At 74.0% G+C, this 15,812-nt stretch carries 15 protein-coding genes; 5 read left to right on the top strand and 10 right to left on the bottom strand.

Annotation, left to right across the window (positions count from 1 at the left end; translation table 11 throughout):
* Positions 1–3: 3 nt before the first annotated feature.
* Both Asi03nite_RS00470 and Asi03nite_RS00465 read right to left on the bottom strand, forming a co-directional pair.
* A complete protein-coding gene (locus Asi03nite_RS00470; RefSeq protein WP_203676110.1) occupies positions 4–1,752 on the bottom strand; it encodes a putative bifunctional diguanylate cyclase/phosphodiesterase in 1,749 nt (582 codons plus the stop codon).
* Between the two features lie 13 nt (positions 1,753–1,765).
* Complete coding sequence (locus Asi03nite_RS00465; protein ID WP_203676105.1) at positions 1,766–2,953, bottom strand: FIST signal transduction protein; 1,188 nt, start codon at positions 2,951–2,953, stop codon at positions 1,766–1,768.
* Positions 2,954–3,081: 128 nt separating this feature from the next.
* On the opposite strand from Asi03nite_RS00465, the gene Asi03nite_RS00460 reads away from it, so the two are divergent.
* Positions 3,082–3,459, top strand: coding sequence for a VOC family protein (locus tag Asi03nite_RS00460; RefSeq protein WP_203676099.1), 378 nt, complete (start codon positions 3,082–3,084; stop codon positions 3,457–3,459).
* A 95-nt stretch (positions 3,460–3,554) separates the two neighbouring features.
* Here Asi03nite_RS00460 and Asi03nite_RS00455 read toward each other — a convergent pair whose 3' ends face one another.
* A complete protein-coding gene (locus Asi03nite_RS00455) occupies positions 3,555–4,763 on the bottom strand; it encodes an erythromycin esterase family protein (protein WP_203676098.1) in 1,209 nt (402 codons plus the stop codon).
* Positions 4,764–4,831: 68 nt separating this feature from the next.
* Here Asi03nite_RS00455 and Asi03nite_RS00450 point away from each other — a divergent pair, with 68 nt between their 5' ends.
* Entirely contained in the window at positions 4,832–5,533 is a 702-nt protein-coding gene (locus tag Asi03nite_RS00450) for a class I SAM-dependent methyltransferase (RefSeq protein WP_239102215.1), read from the top strand.
* Positions 5,512–6,057 (top strand): hypothetical protein, encoded by a 546-nt coding sequence (locus tag Asi03nite_RS00445; RefSeq protein WP_203676096.1) that lies wholly within the window; start codon positions 5,512–5,514, stop codon positions 6,055–6,057. The genes Asi03nite_RS00450 and Asi03nite_RS00445 overlap by 22 nt, the downstream gene beginning before the upstream one ends.
* Positions 6,058–6,542: 485 nt before the next feature.
* Here the strand turns inward: Asi03nite_RS00445 and Asi03nite_RS00440 are convergent, their stop codons facing one another.
* The 4 genes from Asi03nite_RS00440 to Asi03nite_RS00425 all read right to left on the bottom strand — a co-directional run bounded on the left by Asi03nite_RS00440 (position 6,543) and on the right by Asi03nite_RS00425 (position 11,274).
* Positions 6,543–7,679, bottom strand: a complete 1,137-nt coding sequence (locus Asi03nite_RS00440; protein ID WP_203676095.1) for an alanine racemase — start codon at positions 7,677–7,679, stop codon at positions 6,543–6,545.
* Complete coding sequence (locus Asi03nite_RS00435; protein ID WP_203676094.1) at positions 7,672–9,219, bottom strand: IucA/IucC family C-terminal-domain containing protein; 1,548 nt, start codon at positions 9,217–9,219, stop codon at positions 7,672–7,674. Before Asi03nite_RS00435 ends, Asi03nite_RS00440 begins: the two co-directional genes overlap by 8 nt.
* Positions 9,220–9,274: 55 nt before the next feature.
* Positions 9,275–10,645 carry an IucA/IucC family protein gene (locus tag Asi03nite_RS00430; protein WP_239102214.1) on the bottom strand — a complete coding sequence of 457 codons (1,371 nt, stop codon included), beginning with the start codon at positions 10,643–10,645 and terminating at the stop codon, positions 9,275–9,277.
* 68 nt (positions 10,646–10,713) lie between these two features.
* Positions 10,714–11,274, bottom strand: a complete 561-nt coding sequence (locus tag Asi03nite_RS00425; RefSeq protein WP_203676093.1) for a TetR/AcrR family transcriptional regulator — start codon at positions 11,272–11,274, stop codon at positions 10,714–10,716.
* Between the two features lie 84 nt (positions 11,275–11,358).
* Between Asi03nite_RS00425 and Asi03nite_RS00420 the strand changes: the two genes are divergently transcribed.
* Positions 11,359–13,023, top strand: coding sequence for an FAD-binding dehydrogenase (locus Asi03nite_RS00420; RefSeq protein WP_203676091.1), 1,665 nt, complete (start codon positions 11,359–11,361; stop codon positions 13,021–13,023).
* A 209-nt stretch (positions 13,024–13,232) separates the two neighbouring features.
* A complete protein-coding gene (locus Asi03nite_RS00415) occupies positions 13,233–13,559 on the top strand; it encodes a hypothetical protein (protein ID WP_203676089.1) in 327 nt (108 codons plus the stop codon).
* On the opposite strand, the gene Asi03nite_RS00410 is transcribed toward Asi03nite_RS00415, so the two are convergent.
* Genes Asi03nite_RS00410 through Asi03nite_RS00400 form a run of 3 tightly spaced genes read right to left on the bottom strand, consistent with a single transcriptional unit; the run spans position 13,524 to position 15,776 of the window.
* A complete protein-coding gene (locus tag Asi03nite_RS00410) occupies positions 13,524–14,483 on the bottom strand; it encodes an NAD-dependent epimerase/dehydratase family protein (protein ID WP_203676087.1) in 960 nt (319 codons plus the stop codon). The two genes, Asi03nite_RS00415 and Asi03nite_RS00410, sit on opposite strands and share 36 nt — an antisense overlap.
* A 58-nt stretch (positions 14,484–14,541) precedes the next feature.
* A complete protein-coding gene (locus tag Asi03nite_RS00405) occupies positions 14,542–15,015 on the bottom strand; it encodes a heme-degrading domain-containing protein (protein ID WP_203676085.1) in 474 nt (157 codons plus the stop codon).
* Entirely contained in the window at positions 15,015–15,776 is a 762-nt protein-coding gene (locus Asi03nite_RS00400) for a sulfite exporter TauE/SafE family protein (protein WP_203676077.1), read from the bottom strand. The genes Asi03nite_RS00405 and Asi03nite_RS00400 overlap by 1 nt, the downstream gene beginning before the upstream one ends.
* Positions 15,777–15,812 lie beyond the last annotated feature (36 nt).

Here is a 15,812-nt window from a genome sequence, read left to right as displayed (position 1 = left end):
GGATCAGGCAGCCTCCCGGTCCGGCCCGGCCGGCGACAGGGTGGGCAGCAGATCCTCCGGATGCACCGGCCGGCACAGGTGGTAGCCCTGCCCCAGATCGCAGCCGAGCAGCCGCATGGCGTTGCGCTGCGCCTCCGTCTCGATCCCCTCGATCACGGTGCGCAGCCGCAGGGTCCGGGCCAGCTCGACGATGGTCCGGATCACCGCGAGGTCAGCGGTGGTCGGGGTCTGCCGGCTGATGAACGCCCGGTCGATCTTCAGCTCGTCGACGGGCAGCCGCTGCAGGTAGGACAGTGACGAGTAGCCGGTGCCGAAGTCGTCGATGGACACATCCACCCCGAGGTCCTGCAGGTCGCGCAGGCACCCGATGGCCGTCTTCGGGTCGCTCATCAGCACCGACTCGGTCAGCTCCAGGGTGACCGCGTGCGGCGGCAGCTTGGTGTCGGTGAGCATCCGCTCGACGTCCGAGGCGAACTGCGGGTCGGTGAGCTGGCGTCCGGAGACGTTCACGTTGATGCCGAGATCCGGCCGGGTGCGCCGCCACGCGGCCGCCTGCCGCCCGGCGGTGTTGAGCACCCACCGGCCCAGGTCGCTGATCAACCCGGTCTCCTCGGCCATCGGCACGAAGTCGGCAGGCGAGACGTACCCGCGTTCCGGATTCTGCCAGCGCACCAGCGCCTCGACCCCGACCGGCTCGCCGCTGCCCAGCCCGAACAACGGCTGGTACTGCAGCCGGAACTCGCCGAGCGCGAGCGCCCGCTGCAGGTCGCCGTTGAGCGTCAGCCGGGCCAGCGCCTCCGCGTGCATCTGCGCCTCGAACAGCACCACCTTGCCCGGGCCCTCGGTCTTGGCCCGGTACATCGCCACGTCCGCGTTGCCCAGGATCTCGCCCGGCGCGGCGCCCGGCCCGGCCGCGATGCCGATGCTCGCGCCGATGAACACCTCCTGCCCGGCCACCGGGAAGGACCTCTTGATCGCGTCGATCAGCCGCTGCGCGACCGGGATCGCCTGCTCGGCCTCGCAGTCGTTGAGCAGCACCGCGAACTCGTCGCCGCCGATCCGGGCCGCCGTGTCGGTCGGCCGCAGGCAGCCGCGGACCCGCCCGGCGACCAGGCCGAGCAGCTCGTCGCCGGCCCGGTGGCCGAGGCTGTCGTTGACCGCCTTGAACCGGTCCAGGTCGATGAAGAGCACGCTGGTCGGGGTGTGGTGGGCGAGCCGTTCGGCGAGCATCTCCAGGAACAGCACCCGGGTCGGCAGACCGGTCAGCGAGTCGTGCCGGGCCTCGCGCAGCGAGTCGAGCAGCGTCAGCCGCTCGGCGGCCTCACGCTCGCGGGCCTCGCGCGCCGAGCGCTCGGCGGAGAGCAGGCTGATGTTGGTCAGCGCCAGCCCGAGGGTCTGCGCCATGGCCTGCAGCAGCTGCCGCTCCTCCGGGTCGAGCGGGTCGCCGGCCCGGGCGACCAGCAGCGCGCCGCCCGGGCCGGGGTTGAACCGGGCGGTGCTCACGTGCAGTTCGCCGAGGCCCGGCACGGTCATCGCGGCCGGGCGCTGCTCGCCGCCCAGGGCGGTCTCCAGCTGCTCGCGGCCGGCGCCCCAGGCGACCTCGACGCGACCGTCGCGCAGCACCGCGCCGATCTCGGTCTCCAGCACCTCGGCGGCGCGCTCGACGGCCACCATGATCGCGGCGTGTTCCTCCTGCGGGGCGCAGACCGCCGCGAAGAACTCGGTGAGCTGATGGGTGGACCAGTGGTTCATCGTTGTCCGTCCCTCAGCCCAGAGCCAGCGTGACGAGGGTGAAGTGGTGCATGCCGAGGGCGCCGCGGAACCGGGCGATCTCGCCGTTGGTGTAGAAGCCGCCGTACGGCACCCCGTCCAGCCGCTTGCCGATCTCCACGTTCTCCTCCTGCACACCGGCCGCGCCCAGCTTGAGCCACCGGGCCGCGCAGTCGAACACCAGCACGCCCAGCGCCGGCGCCCCGCCCAGCGCCTCGACGGCCTGGCCGGCCGCCTCGCCCGCGCTGTCCAGCAGCGACTCGTGGTCGCCGGCCATCAGCCAGGCGAGCGCGCCCAGCGGCACGTCGGCCAGGCAGATCAGCGACCGCTCCACCCGGTCGCCGTCGTGGATCACGCGGATGTCGTCGCCGCTGCGCCGGGACAGTCCGAGCGGGTGGTGGAACGCCAGTTCGCGGAACCCGGCCGGGTCGTCCAGCGCGGACTCGTCGACGCCGAGGCGGCGCAGGAACACGTCCAGGGCCGGCTCGCCGTCGAACTCCAGCACGTGCCCGTCCCGGCTGCTGGTGACGACCAGCGCGTCACCGGTCTTGTGCCAGCCGTGCGCCATGCCCACGCCCAGCGGCCGGTCCGAACCGAGCGCGATCCCGATCACCGCGCCCGACAGGATCTCGACGCCGTCCCGGCCCCCGTGGAACTGGTACGTCCGCACATATCGCAGGTCGTCGCCGGACCAGCCGCCGATCAGCGGGACCGCGGCGCCGGCCACGGAGAACGCGCCGCGCACGATCTCATGGGTGGTGCCGGTGAGTCCGTCCCCGATCAGCAGCAGCGCCCGGTGCTCGTCGGCGAGGCCGGCCAGGCTGGACGCGGCCTCCGCGCCCGCCTCCCGGAGGCGGCCGGGGGCGCTGCGTGCCACGGTGGTACGTACGGTGAACCCGTCCCCGCCCCACGCGGTCACCACCACGCTGTCCCGGCTGACCCGCCCGCCCCCGAGCTGCCCGGACGTGGTGCACCCGACGATCACGGTGTCCGCCCCGGCCTGCTCGCGCAGCGCGCCGAACAGCTCCGGCACGTGGTAACCCACCGAGCAGAACACGAACGCGATCGCCGGCACCCGCCCGGCCAGCGCGGCCGTCGCCGCCTCGGCCCCCGCGGCGGCGGGATCGGTGAGGGTGCTGTGGCCGGTGCCGAACCAGCGCTCGCTGCTGCTGACGTGACTCATGCCCGTGGACATCGGCCGTGGCCCGCCCGAGTTGAGCCCGCTCCACCGCCGGCCGGGGGATCCGGGCGCCCGGCCCAGCCCGGTCCGGCGTCGCGCGGATCTTCTCGATGGGTGGCTATCGTACGGACGTGACCTCGCTGATCCGTAACGTCTCGTTCGACTGCGCCGATCCGTACGTCCTGGCGGTCTTCTGGAGCGAGGTGATCGGTCACCCGATCGCCCCGGAGTGCGCGCCGGGCGACCGCGAGGTGGTCATCGAACCGCCGGCCGGCCCGCGCCTCTACTTCCAGGCCGTCGCGGAGCCCAAACAGGTCAAGAACCGCGTCCACGTCTGCCTGCAGTCCCCGGACCTGGGCCGGGACGCCGAGATCGGCCGCCTCCTGGCGGCCGGCGCCACGCTGCTGTCCGACCACCGCACCCCGGACGGCGCGGGCTGGGCGGTCCTGCAGGACCCGGCCGGCAACGAATTCTGCGTGACCCGCGCCGGGTCCGAGCGCCACGGCTGACCAAGCGGGCCGCCGGGGGTGGCCGGGTCTACCTCGCATACCGCTACGCCCCCGGCGACGCGACGCCGCGGACCGGGTGGGGGAGAGCGGGCTCCTCAGGCCAGCTCCGGCACGACGGCCACCAGGTCGAACGCGTCCGCCACCGGCAGCTCGACGTAGCTGTCCAGGTTGCGGAACCGGCGCGGCGCGTCCGGCGCGCCCCGCAACGGCCGGACGTCGGTGATCCGGGACGCCGGCAGCAGCGCCTCCACGCTGTCCGGCGCCGGGGCGTCCAGATCGACGGTGAGCACCTCGACGCCCCGCTCGGTGTCCGGCGCGGGTCGCCGTGTCGGGGTGCGGCCGCCCCGGCAGGTGACAGCGATCGACAGGTAGCCGTCGTGCAGCTCGGCGGCCAGGTGACTGCCCAGCACGGCCACCTCGAAGCGCCCGCCCAGGCTGATCGGGATCCGCTGCAGATGGGTGTTGGCCGCCGAGACGACCATCCGCCGCCCGTCCCGCAGCAGGTGCAGCGCGGTCTCCGCCATCGCCTGGTCCCGCACGTTCACCGAGGCGTGCGCGCCCGACCCGCCGACCGCCGCGAGCTGCGCCCGCAGCATCTGGTCGAGCAGCACCGCGAGCCGCAGCCCGTGCCGGGCGGTGGCGTACCCCGCGGCCCCGCCACGCCGGGCGTAGAGCGGCCGCAGCGCGTCCACCCGGGTGGCCAGCTCGCACAGCAGGAGGGTCTGCGCGTCGCGCTCGGCAGCCGGCGCCGCCCGGTAGGCCGCGAAGGCCGCCATCGTGTACGGGCTGGCCCAGCTCTTCGCGTACGTCCGCAGCTGCTCGATCATCGGTCCTGCGGCGGGATCGACGCCGGCGAGATAGTCCGCCACGCCCTCCAGCGCGGGCAGTAGCGAGCCCAGGTCGGCTGGTAGGTCCAGTCCGGCGAACCGCACGTCCCCGCCGCGCCGGTTGTGCTCCCGCAGCCAGGCCAGCAGAGCGCGGGTCTCCGTGGTCCGGCCGAACCCGTAGGTCAGTCCCCGCTCCACGACGTCGCTGTCGTCCGGCCCCTCGCCGCCCACCCAGCGGCCGACCGCGAGCCCCTCGCTGAATCCGGACTCCAGGGTGACCGCGCCGAAGCCCATGCGCTCCACCAGCAATCGCACCAGGCGGTGCCGGACCTGCTGATATTCCGGGACGTTGTGCGCCGACTCGCCGATCCCGACGACCCGCGCGTCGCCGATCAGCGCCCGCAACGGCTCCAGATCGTCCAGATCCGCCTCCGGGTCCAGAGTGGCGAGCGGGACCCCGTTGCATTCTCCGATCACGGCTGTCAATCTATCATTCCTAGAATCCTAGGATGCCCTACGCGGGGTGTCGCGGGCACAATCGCCGCGTGGACGACGAGGTGACACCGGACGGCTGCCCGGTCGAGATCTATCTGCATCTGCCCGCCGGCGGCGAGCCCGATCTGATCGGCAGAACAATCCCGCCCGGATCACGGATCCTCGAACTCGGCTGCGGAACCGGCCGGCTGGCGAACGTGCTGGCCGCCCGCGGACATCGGGTCACCGGCGTCGACGAGTCGCCCGCCATGCTCGGCCACCTGCGCGGCGTCACCGCGGTCCAGGCGCGGATCCAGGACCTCGACCTGCCGGAGACCTTCGACGTCGTGCTGCTCCCCAGCAACCTGCTGAGCACCGTCGACGCCGCGGTCCGCCGGCTGTTCCTCGACGCGTGTGCGCGCCACCTCGATCCCGCCGGCACGCTGCTGGCCCAGTGGTTGCCGCCGGGATGGTTCGCCGACCTGACCCGGACCGGTCAACGCTCCGGTGATCTCGGGCCGGTTCGCGGACACCTGCGACTGGTGCACAGCGCCGGCGAGACGCTCACCGCGGAAGCCGTCTACGAGCTCGGGCCGCGGTCCTGGACCCAGCGCTTCACCGCCCACCGGCTGACCGAGGACGGTCTGCGCGACGAACTCGCCGCCGCGGGCCTGCGTCTGGACCGCTGGACCGACGATCAGCACACCTGGTTCCGTGCCGTGGCCGGCGCGGCTGGGGTAGAGAGGGAATTGTGGAGTTCTCGGAGACGGTGACCACCGGCGCGGGCATGTTCGCGCTGTGGTCACCGGCCGCCTTCCGCGGTGTCGTCGATTACGCCACCTGGACGGGGGAACTGCTCGAGGACGAGGACATCACCCGGCACATCCGCAGCGGAACAATCGTTCCGATAAACATTCACAGCGACGGGCGGTTCCAGTTCCTGGTTCGCCTCGGGTTCGATTTCCGGCTGGCCGGGCTCACCGCCCGCGAGCGGCAATTCCTCGTCGCCGTGTCCGATCCGTACCTGTTCGTTGCCACCGACGGCGCGATCCTCAGCGGCATCGAGCACGCGGGCGCCATCCCGGGCACCCCGGCCGGCACCCGGTTCCACCTCCCGGTGCCGCCCGGCCGCTGGCAGGTCACCGTCACCATCGTCGACTGGACCGCCGAGTCCGGAATGTGCGACGCCCGCGGCGATCCGCTGCCCGGCGCCCTCCCGGATTTCACCATCCTGGTGAACCCGGAGAAACATCCGGTTCCGTACCGCACGCGGGTGGAGACCTTCGACCGCAGATGATGTCGTACGGCGGCCGGCGCGCCCGCCGACCGCAGGAACCGAAGTGCCGCGGCCGATCCCGGCGCGCACTCTCCACGCCGCGAGTCGCCCCGGTCAGGCCGATGGAAGCCCCAACGGCGCTCGCTGGACTTCGCCGGGTGACCGTGCGCATGGCGGGCGAGGCGGACGTGGCGGCGCTCGCGGAGCTGCAGGGCATAAAGCCGCACGGGCTGGGCGCGTTCGCCGGCTGGGTGGCCGCCCACGCCGGAAGCCACCTGCCGTTCGTGGCCGAGGTCGACGGCTCGGTGGTCGGCGCCGCCCGGCTGCTCGTCGCGGACCGGGTGCCCCGGGAGGACTCGTCCGAGCGGCGGTACGGCGACGTCCAGTCCGTCATGGTCCGCGAGCAGTTCCGCGACCGCCCATGCAGAGCACGCCCCGGGCCGAGCCGGCCGGCCCGGATGAGGACGCGGGACCGGTCGTTCCCGGGACCGCGGCACGTCGTGACCTCACAGGATGATGAAGTCCGGCGGCGGGTGGCGCAGGAAGTCGTGGTGGGAGATGTCCCAGCCGTACGCGCCGGTGCGGCCGAAGACGAGCAGGTCGCCGACGCGCAGCGCGTCCACGTGCTGGCCGCGGGTCAGCACGTCGCGCGGGGTGCACAGCTCGCCGACCGCGTCGACGGGCGTGCCGGCCACCTCGGGCCGCGGGTACGGGCGGTCCCAGGCGTCGACCGGCAGCACCGTGAACGGGTGGCTGTAACCCCAGGCCGCGGGGAGGCGGAAGTGGTGGGTGCCGCCGCGCAGGACCGCGAACGTACGGCCGTGGGTGGTCTTCAGGTCCAGGACCTCGGCGGCGTACCACCCGGCGTCGGCGGCCAGATAGCGGCCCGGCTCCAGGATCAGCTCGACGCCGGCGGGCACCGCGACCTGGGAGAGCGGGGCCAGATCGATCGACGCGGCGGACGTGTGGTCGACGCCGAGGCCGCCGCCGGCGTTGACCACGCGCAGGGTCACGCCGTACCGCGGGGCGACCTGCGCCGACCAGGAGATCGCGTCGCGCAGGAAGGCGGCGTGGGCCGTGCCGTCGAGGTTGTTGGAGACCGCGTGCAGGTGGAAACCGGTCACGGTGAGGCCGGCGGGCAGGGCGTCGAACACGGCGCCGAGCTGGTTCTCGTCGATGCCGAACGGGGTGGGTGCGCCGGTCATGGCGTGGCTGCCGGTGACGGCGACGCTGTCGCGATTGACGCGCAGACAGACGTCCGCGCGCACGCCCAGCCCGGCGAGCCGTCGCAGTTCGAAGACGCTCTCCACGTTGAGCAGGGCACCGGCCTGGGCCGCCGCGATCAGCTCGGCGTCGGTCTTGCCGGGACCGCCGAAGACGATGCGGCGCGCGCCGGCCCGCACCGCGAGGTCGAGCTCGCCGCCGGAGGCGACCTCCAGGCCGTCGCACTCCGCCGCGAGGGTCTGCACCACGGCCGGGTGGCCGTTGGCTTTCACCGCGTACAGGATCGTGGTTCCTCGGGGGAGGGCGGACCGCAGGCGGGCCACCTGGGCGCGCAGCGCGGACCGGTCGTAGAGGTAGGCGCAGGCCGGCGCCGGTAGGCGCCGCAGCGCGGCCGCGACGTGCGGGGGCAGCTCAGCCATGCAGCGGATTCTCCACCGGCAGGTAGATGTCGCCGGCGTCGGCGAGGCGCATCCGCACCAGGGCCTTGTGCGGGACCGTGGGCGCGGTGAACGCGGCGTGGTCCTCGCGGGCGGCGGGGGAGGGCAGCGCCGCGTAGGTCCGGTCGACGACCTCGCGCACGATCCGCCAGGCGGCGGACTCGTCCAGATCGAGGTGCAGGATGATCTCGCCGAGGTGCGCCTGGAAGGCGGTGTAGCCGAGCTTGGCGCGCAGCACCGCGGGGTCGTCGGTGCCGACGACCGAGCCGGGCCACAGGTCGATCCGGTGCCCGGCGGCGGCGAGCCGGGGCAGGTGCAGGCGCAGGCCGGCGAAGTCGCGCAGCGCGAGCCGGTGCGGGCGGCCGCCGGTGAAGGTGGGCAGGCAGTTCTGCAGGTGTGCCTCGAGGGCGACGCCGTGGGTGGCCAGGCGCAGCAGCGGAGGCAGCAGGAGCTGGGCGTAATCGCTCAGCCAGGCGGCGGGGCCGCCGCCGTGCCGGCGCAGCAGGCCGGGCAGGCGGTAGGGGACGGCGCTGCCCGGGATCGCGTCCTCGCCGGGGGCGAGGCGGCCGGTGAGGCCGTCGCGCAGGATGGCGGAGAGGTCGCGGCCGGATCCGGCGGGCACGGCGGCGCCGGCGGTCTCGGCCATCAGCAGCAGTGTGGGCTCGTCGGTGGCGAGCCGGTGCAGCAGCGCGGAGACGGTGGGGCCGTTGCGGGCGCTGGCGACGGAGATGCTGCGCCGGGTGGAGGTGACCTGGATGTCCAGGGACACCTTGAGGTAGCGGCGGCGGCCGTCGGCGGCCGGCGGCAGCAGCAGGGTGCGCAGGGCGGCGGTCGGTACGGCGTCGAGGTGCCCGTCGAGGCGGCGCAGCGTGCCGTCGGCGAACAGGTGCCGGTAGCGGTCCAGGATCAGGGCGTGCTGCCAGGCGTGCACGGGCTGGGCCCGATAGCCGCCCGGGACGCGCGCGATGTCCGGATACAGATCGCCGAGGTCGTCGCCCAGGTGGGCGGCATCGCGAACCGCGATGAACAGCACCTCGGTGGACCCGGCCTCCAGGTCGTGCGCGAGCACGTCGCAGGTGTCCCAGCCGAGCCGGGTCCGGCCGCAGGGGTGCAGGTTGTGACCGGAGATGGCGAGCCGCTCGTCCGCGATCGCCGCGGTGTCCGGGTCCCCGCCCGGCACCGGTCCGGGCCGGGCCAGCGCGATCGCCAGGTTGATCACCGCGTTGCGGATCTCCGCGGCGAACCCGGGAGCGTCGATGCCGCCGAGCAGGTCGGCGGGGTCGGCGACGCCGGAGCGCGGGTACTCGAAGCGGTGGAACGCGTGCCGGGAGGCGTCGCGCTCGTCACCGCGGGACAGCCCCTCCCGGGCGAGCGCGCCGCGTAGCCGCCGCCCGACCGTGTCGGCGGCCCGAGGCAGGTTGTCGGCGAAGCCCGCCACCAGGTCCGGCGCGTGCACGGCGAGGGCGGCCTGGGTGTGCGCGGCGGCCGCGGCGAGGCGTCCGGTGGTCAGGCTGGAGGTCATGCGCGCACCGCCGGCGGCGTGGCGGACGCGGGGCGGCGGCCGGTGGGGCGGGAGGTCATGCGTGCACCGCCATCGGGTTGGGCTGGTAGGTCCAGATGTCGTCGAGCGGATCGGCGGCCAGCCGCATGGCGGTGGTCGCCTTGATCGGCAGCGGTGCGGTGAGCAGCTCCGGGAAGCCGCGCAGACCGGCCGCGACGATCGCCCACAGCCGGTCCGGCTCGGCGCCGTGCCGGTCCGCGAACGCGCCGACGAGCTGACCGGCGACGGTGCCGAGGGCGGCCGCGGCGACTTTGGTGCGCAGCACGGCCGGGTCGTCGGTCAGCAGGTCGCCGTGCAGGTCGAGGCCCAGGCGCCGGTGCACGCGCACGCCGCCGAGGTCGCGGTAGAGGATCCGGACCGGACGCCGGTCGCGGAGCACGACCAGGGTGTTCTGCCCGTGCGCCTCGAGCGCGACGCCGCGGCCGAGCAGGGTGGCCAGCGGCGTGAACAGCAGGGCGGTCAGGATGGACAGCCATTCGTACGGGTCGTCGACGGTGTGCAGGAACCGGGACACGAAGAGGCCGAGCGGCACGGCCTGCTCACCCGGCCCGAGCCGGGGCGCCCGCCGGACCAGGTGGGCCAGGCGCCGGTCCGGTCCGTCCTCGGTGATCACCGCGCCGGCCTCGGTCTCGGCGAGCACGTCGATCGGGAGGTCCGCGGTGATCCCGGCGAGGAACGCGGAGAGCACCGGCCCGTTGTGCACGGCGGCGGGCGAGACGGTGCGCATCGCCGAGGTCATTTGCACGTCCACAGCGGTCTTGATGTGCGGGCCCCCGCTGACCGGCGCGACCGTGCGCAGCGACATCAGCGGCCGCATCGGCCGGGTCGGCCCGGCGTCGGTCAGCCACGGGTAGTGCCGCAGCAGCCGGGCGGCCTGCCAGGGGTGGGCGTAGAGCACCGGCTGGGCGGTGCCGTGCCAGCGCTCGGCCGGCACCCGCAGGCGTCGAAGCCGGATCACCGGCCGGTGCTCCGGCGCGTAGGCCAGCACGTCGGCGACTGTCATCCCGCCGCGGGTCCGGCAACACGGGTGCAGCGGGTGCCCGTCGACCTCCAGCTGTTCGATTTTGCCGAGGCCGTCCGGGTCTCCGGGCTCCGGGACGGCGCCGGCGGCGTCGGCGCGGGCCAGGGCCAGGTTGGCGACGCTGTTGGCGATCTCGGCGACGAACGCCGTGCCCGGCCACAGCCTCGCGGCCAGTTCGACCGGGTCCATCTCGGTGTAGACGGCGCCCGGGAGCGGCTCACGCTCGATCGCGAGGCGCAGCCGGTTCAGCACCGCGGCGCGTGCCCCGGGCAGCGCCGCGTCGTACCGCTCGACCAGGTCGGGCCGGAGGCCGGCGAGCTCGGCGCGGGTCTGCGCCGGGTCGGCGGTCGGGATCGGCTGCGGCACCCCACCATTGTCGCGTCGATCGCCCCGGATCGTCCCCCCGGGGCCGTGCCGGGCGAGCGGGGCCACACTCAGCGCACCAGCAGGGTGGTGAGCAGTTCGGTGAGCCAGGCGCGGGCGGCATTCACATCGGCGTCCAGCAGTAGTTGGACGGTCACGCCGTCATAGGCGGCGATCACCGCCCGGGCGGTGCCGGGCACGTCCGGCAGGTCCAGGGGGAGCGTGGCGAGGCGCTGCTCGATGGCCTCGCGCAGCCGGGCCCGGTGCTCGGCGAGCCGCCCGGCCACCTGCGGGTTGCGGGCGGCGTGCAGCAGGAAGTCCGTCTTGATCAGCAGCCAGTCCCGGTCGAGCAGCAGCGTGTCAGCGGTCCGCGCGATCACCGACCGGAACGACCGGTCCGGCGCGGCCAGGGCCGCCGTCAGCTGCGCGGCGATCAGCTCGGCGCGGTCGTCGTAGAGCGCGAAGAACAGCTCGTCGAGGCTGGCGAAGTTCGAGTAGAACGCGCCGCGGGTGTACCCGGCCGCCTCGCAGATCTCCTCGATCCGGGCCTGGCCCCAGCCCTTGTCGGCGAAGACGCGCAGCGCGGCGTCGAGCAGCCGCCCGCGGGTCTCGGCACGCCGTCGGGTCACCATGCGGCCGAGCATAGCCTTTCAATACGTTCATGTATCGGATACATTCGTGTATCGAAGTGGCCTTGATCACCTTGAGGAGCTGCCGTGGACGTCATCGTGGTCGGCGCTGGATTGGCCGGATTGGTCGCGGCTCACGAACTGACGGGCGCCGGCAAGCGGGTGATCCTGATCGACCAGGAGAACCCGGCGAACCTCGGCGGCCAGGCGTTCTGGTCGTTCGGCGGCCTGTTCTTCGTCGACAGCCCGGAGCAGCGGCGCGTCCGGATCAGCGACAGCGTCGAGCTGGCCTGGAGCGACTGGCGCGGCTCGGCCGGCTTCGACAGGCTCGACGACGAGGACTCGTGGGCGGTGCGCTGGGCCCGGGCGTACGTCGAGTTCGCCGCCGGCGAGAAGCGCTCCTGGCTGGCCGGGCTGGGCCTGAGCTGGCTGCCGTTCGCCAGCTGGGCCGAGCGCGGCGACCTGCGCGCGGGCGGGCACGGCAACTCGGTGCCGCGCTTCCACATCACCTGGGGCACCGGCACCGGCGTGGTCGAGCCGTTCGTGGCGTCCGCGCGCCGCGCCGCCGACGCCGGCCTGCTGGAGTTCCGGCACCGGCACCGCGTCGACGAGCTGATCGTCGAGGCCGGCGCGGTCACCGGCGTCCGCGGCAAGCTCCTGGCCGGCGACGACGCCCCGCGCGGCGTCGCGTCCAGCCGGGAGGAGAAAGACGATTTCGAGGTACGGGCGCAGGCGGTGATCCTGACGACCGGAGGCATCGGCGGCAACCACGACCTGGTCCGGCAGTACTGGCCCGCGCGCCTGGGCACCGCCCCGACGTCGATGATCACCGGCGTGCCGGCCTACGTCGACGGCCGGATGCTGCGGATCGCCGAGGACGCCGGGGTGCGCCTGGTCAACCGGGACCGGATGTGGCACTACACCGAGGGCATCCGCAACTGGAACCCGATCTGGCCGGGGCACGGCATCCGGATCCTGTCCGCACCGTCCCCGATCTGGCTCGACGCCCTCGGCCGGCGCCTCCCGCAGCCGTACTACCCCAGCTACGACACCCTCGGGACGCTGCGCTACCTGCGGACCACGCCGGAGCTCGCCGAGCACGACCACTCCTGGTTCATCCTCACCCAGCGGATGATCGAGAAGGAGTTCGCCCTCTCCGGCTCCGAACAGAACCCGGATCTGACCGCCAAGGATCGCACGGCGTCACTGCGGGAGCGGCTGTTCGGCAAGGGCGCGCCCGGCCCGGTCGAGGCGTTCAAGCAGCACGGCGCCGACTTCGTGGTCGCGCCCACCGTCGAGGAGCTGGTCGCCGGGATGAACGCGCTCACCGAGGCGCCGCTGCTGGACGCGGCACACGTGCGCGCGCAGATCGAGGCACGCGACCGGCAACTGGCCAACAAGGTCACCAAGGACGCGCAGATCCAGGGCATCTACAACTCCCGCCGCTACCTCGGCGACCGGATCGTGCGGACCACCGCCCCGCATCGCGTCCTCGACCCGGCCGCCGGCCCGCTGATCGGCGTGAAACTGCACATCCTGACGCGCAAGACGCTCGGCGGCATCCAGACCGACCTGGACTCGCGGGCGATCGGCGCGGACGGCGAGGTCCTGCCCGGCCTGTACGCGGCCGGCGAGGTGGCCGGGTTCGGCGGCGGCGGCGTGCACGGCTACAACGCGCTGGAGGGCACGTTCCTGGGCGGCTGCATCTTCAGCGGCCGCGCCGCCGGCCGCCACGCGGCGCGCTCACTGTGACCGCGGACCCGTCCGGGCCGACGGGGCGCACGCCGCGCCGGGTGGCGGCCGGACGGCCCGACGTGCGCTGCGGCGACCGAACCGCCCGGTCCGGTTCGGGTTCACCGGTGCCGGGCGAATTCGCGCGACGCGCACCTTCTCGTACCCGGCCCGTCGGATTCTCCATCCGCGGGGTTCTCCCCGGTGAGCGTGACCGGGGGGAGAGAACGATGCGGGCAGAGCTGGGGCCGGACCTGCGGCCCGGCGCCGAGCAGACCGGGACCGACGACGACGGCGTGGTCCTGGTCCGGCTCGGCGCCGGCGGCGTCACGGCGGTACGCGTGGACGGGCCGCTCAGCGGGTCGGACGCCCTGGTGGCGGCGGTGCTGGCGGCGTACCGGCAGGCGCTGTTGAAACGGATGGCGGCCCGGCGGATGCGTGGCGAGGCCGAGCCGCCGCTGCCCGGGCTCGATGACCGGTGGCTGGCCGGTGTGCGCGCCGCGCTCGACCGGCTGCACCGCTCAGGCCAGGAGTTCCGCCTCGATCTGCGGGCTTAGGCCGACCGCCGGGCGGTCGGCGCGCCGCCGGGCCGGGCCGGGCAGCGCCGACAGCCACGCCCAGGTATCCGCGACCGTCTCGGCCACCGGCCGGCACCGCAGGCCCGCGGCCAGCGCCGTGCCGACGTCACCGCGGTGCAGGAAGTCGTGCAGCTCGCCCGGCGGCAGCCAGATCGGCAGGTCCGTCCACGGTTGCACGCCGGCGGCCAGGATCGGCTCCGGATCGGTCCAGCGCAGCTCGGCCCGGCCGCCGGTGATCGCGGCGGCGGTCTGCAGCAGCTCACCCATCGTCGTGTGGCCGGACGGGCCGACCACGTTGACGGCTCCGGTGACCCCGACGGCGCCCAGCACGAACTCGGCCAGGTCACGCACGTCGATGTACTGCAGGGGGAGGTCGCGCGGGCCGGGCGCCAGCGTGGGGCCGCCCCGGCGCAGGCGGTCGAGCCACCAGGGCAGGCGGCCGACGTCCTCGTGCGGGCCGAGGATCAGCCCGGCGCGGGCCAGCAGCACCGCGCCGCCGAACGCCTCGGCCGCCCGCTCGCCGCGCAGCTTGTCCCCGGCATACCCCGGGTCGCCGGGATCGACAAGCGGCGCCGTCTCGTCGAGCACGCCGGTGGCCGGGAAACGATAGACGGACCGACTCGACACATACACCAGATGGCCGGCCCGGCCGGCGAGCAGCGCGGCCGCCGTGCCGACCGCCGACGCCTCCGCCGACCAGGTGTCGATCACCTGGTCCCAGGTGCCGGTTCGCAGGGCCGCCAGCCCGCCGGGGGCCAGGCGGTCGCCGAGCAGCGTCTCAGCGCCCGGCACCGGGTCGCGCCGGCCACGATTGAACACCGTCACCCGATGGCCGGCCGCGACCGCCGTGGAGGCCAGGACGCGGCCGACGAACCCGCTGCCCCCGAGGATCAGAATCCGCATGCGGCCGAGCCTGCCGGAGCCGGTGGCCCGGCCCCAAACGGATCTGCTGACGGCAGAGTCAGTCCTCCAGGAACGTCTCGATCGCCTCGACCACCAGCGCGTGGTCCTCGGCCTGCGGCAGCCCGGAGACGGTCACCACGCCGACCACCCCGACGCCGGGCACCCGGACCGGGAAGGCACCGCCGTGCGCGGCGAACCGGGCCGGGTCGACGCCCATCGCCGCGTCCAGCTCGCGGCCCTTGGCGGCCAGCTGGCGGCCGATCAGATAGGAGCTGGCGGCGAAGCGGTAGACGACCCGGACCTTGCGCTCGATCCAGGTGTCGTTGTCGGCGGTGGAGCCGGGCAGGCCGGCGTGAAAGAGTTGCTGCTGGCCGCGGCGGATGTCGACAGCCACCGGCAGCCCGCGCTGGGTGGCCAGGTTGACCAGCAGGCACCCCAGCGCCCACGCGTCGGCCTCGTCGAACTTCGGGAAGACCAGGCGGCGTTCCTGCTCTTCGATCTCGGTGATCAGACTCTGCGACTCGTCGCTCATCACTGCATTCTTATCTGATCGACGCCGAGCTTGACGATCAGGGCGAGCACCACGAGCAGCAGCACGATCCGCACGAAGCCGGAGCCCCTGCGCAGGGCCATCCGGGCGCCGACGACCGCGCCGGCGATGTTGCAGACCGCCATGCCCGCGCCCAGCCACCAGTGCACGTGCCCGGTGGCCGCGAAGACGATCAGCGCGCCCAGGTTGGTGCCGGTGTTGACCAGCTTCGCCATGGCCGAGCCGTGCACGAAGTCGGCGCCGACGATCGTGGTGAACGCCAGCACCAGGAACGTGCCGGTGCCCGGACCGATCAGTCCGTCGTAGAGCGCCACCACGCCGCCGGCGACCGCCACCGCCAGTCCGCGGCGCGGCGCCGTGCGTTTCTCCAGGTGCTCGGCCAGGCCCATGGCCGGTCGCATGGTCACGAACAGGGCCACGCCGATCAGCACGACCAGCACGACCGGGCGGTAGGCGGCGGCCGGGATCGAGCCGGCCAGCAGCGCCCCGCAGCCGGCGCAGAGCAGCGCCAGGGCGGCGGACGGCCCGGCCACCCCCCAGTCGATCTTCGTGCGCCGGGCGTAGGTGAACGCGGCCGTGCTGGTGCCGCAGATCGCGGCCAGTTTGTTGGTGCCCAGCGCGGTGGGCAGGGGCAGTTGCGGGGCGGCGACGAGAAGTGCGGGCAGCAGCAGCAGGCCGCCGCCACCGACGACCGCGTCGACCCATCCGGCCGCGGCGGCCGCCACCAGGAGCGTAATGATCACTTGCGGCCGCGCACCCGCTGCAGCCAGATGCCGAGC

Source organism: Actinoplanes siamensis, assembly GCF_016862395.1.
In the GTDB taxonomy this organism is placed as follows: domain Bacteria; phylum Actinomycetota; class Actinomycetes; order Mycobacteriales; family Micromonosporaceae; genus Actinoplanes; species Actinoplanes siamensis.
Note: the sequence above shows the minus strand (reverse complement) of the source record. Positions and strands in the feature narration are given on the sequence as shown.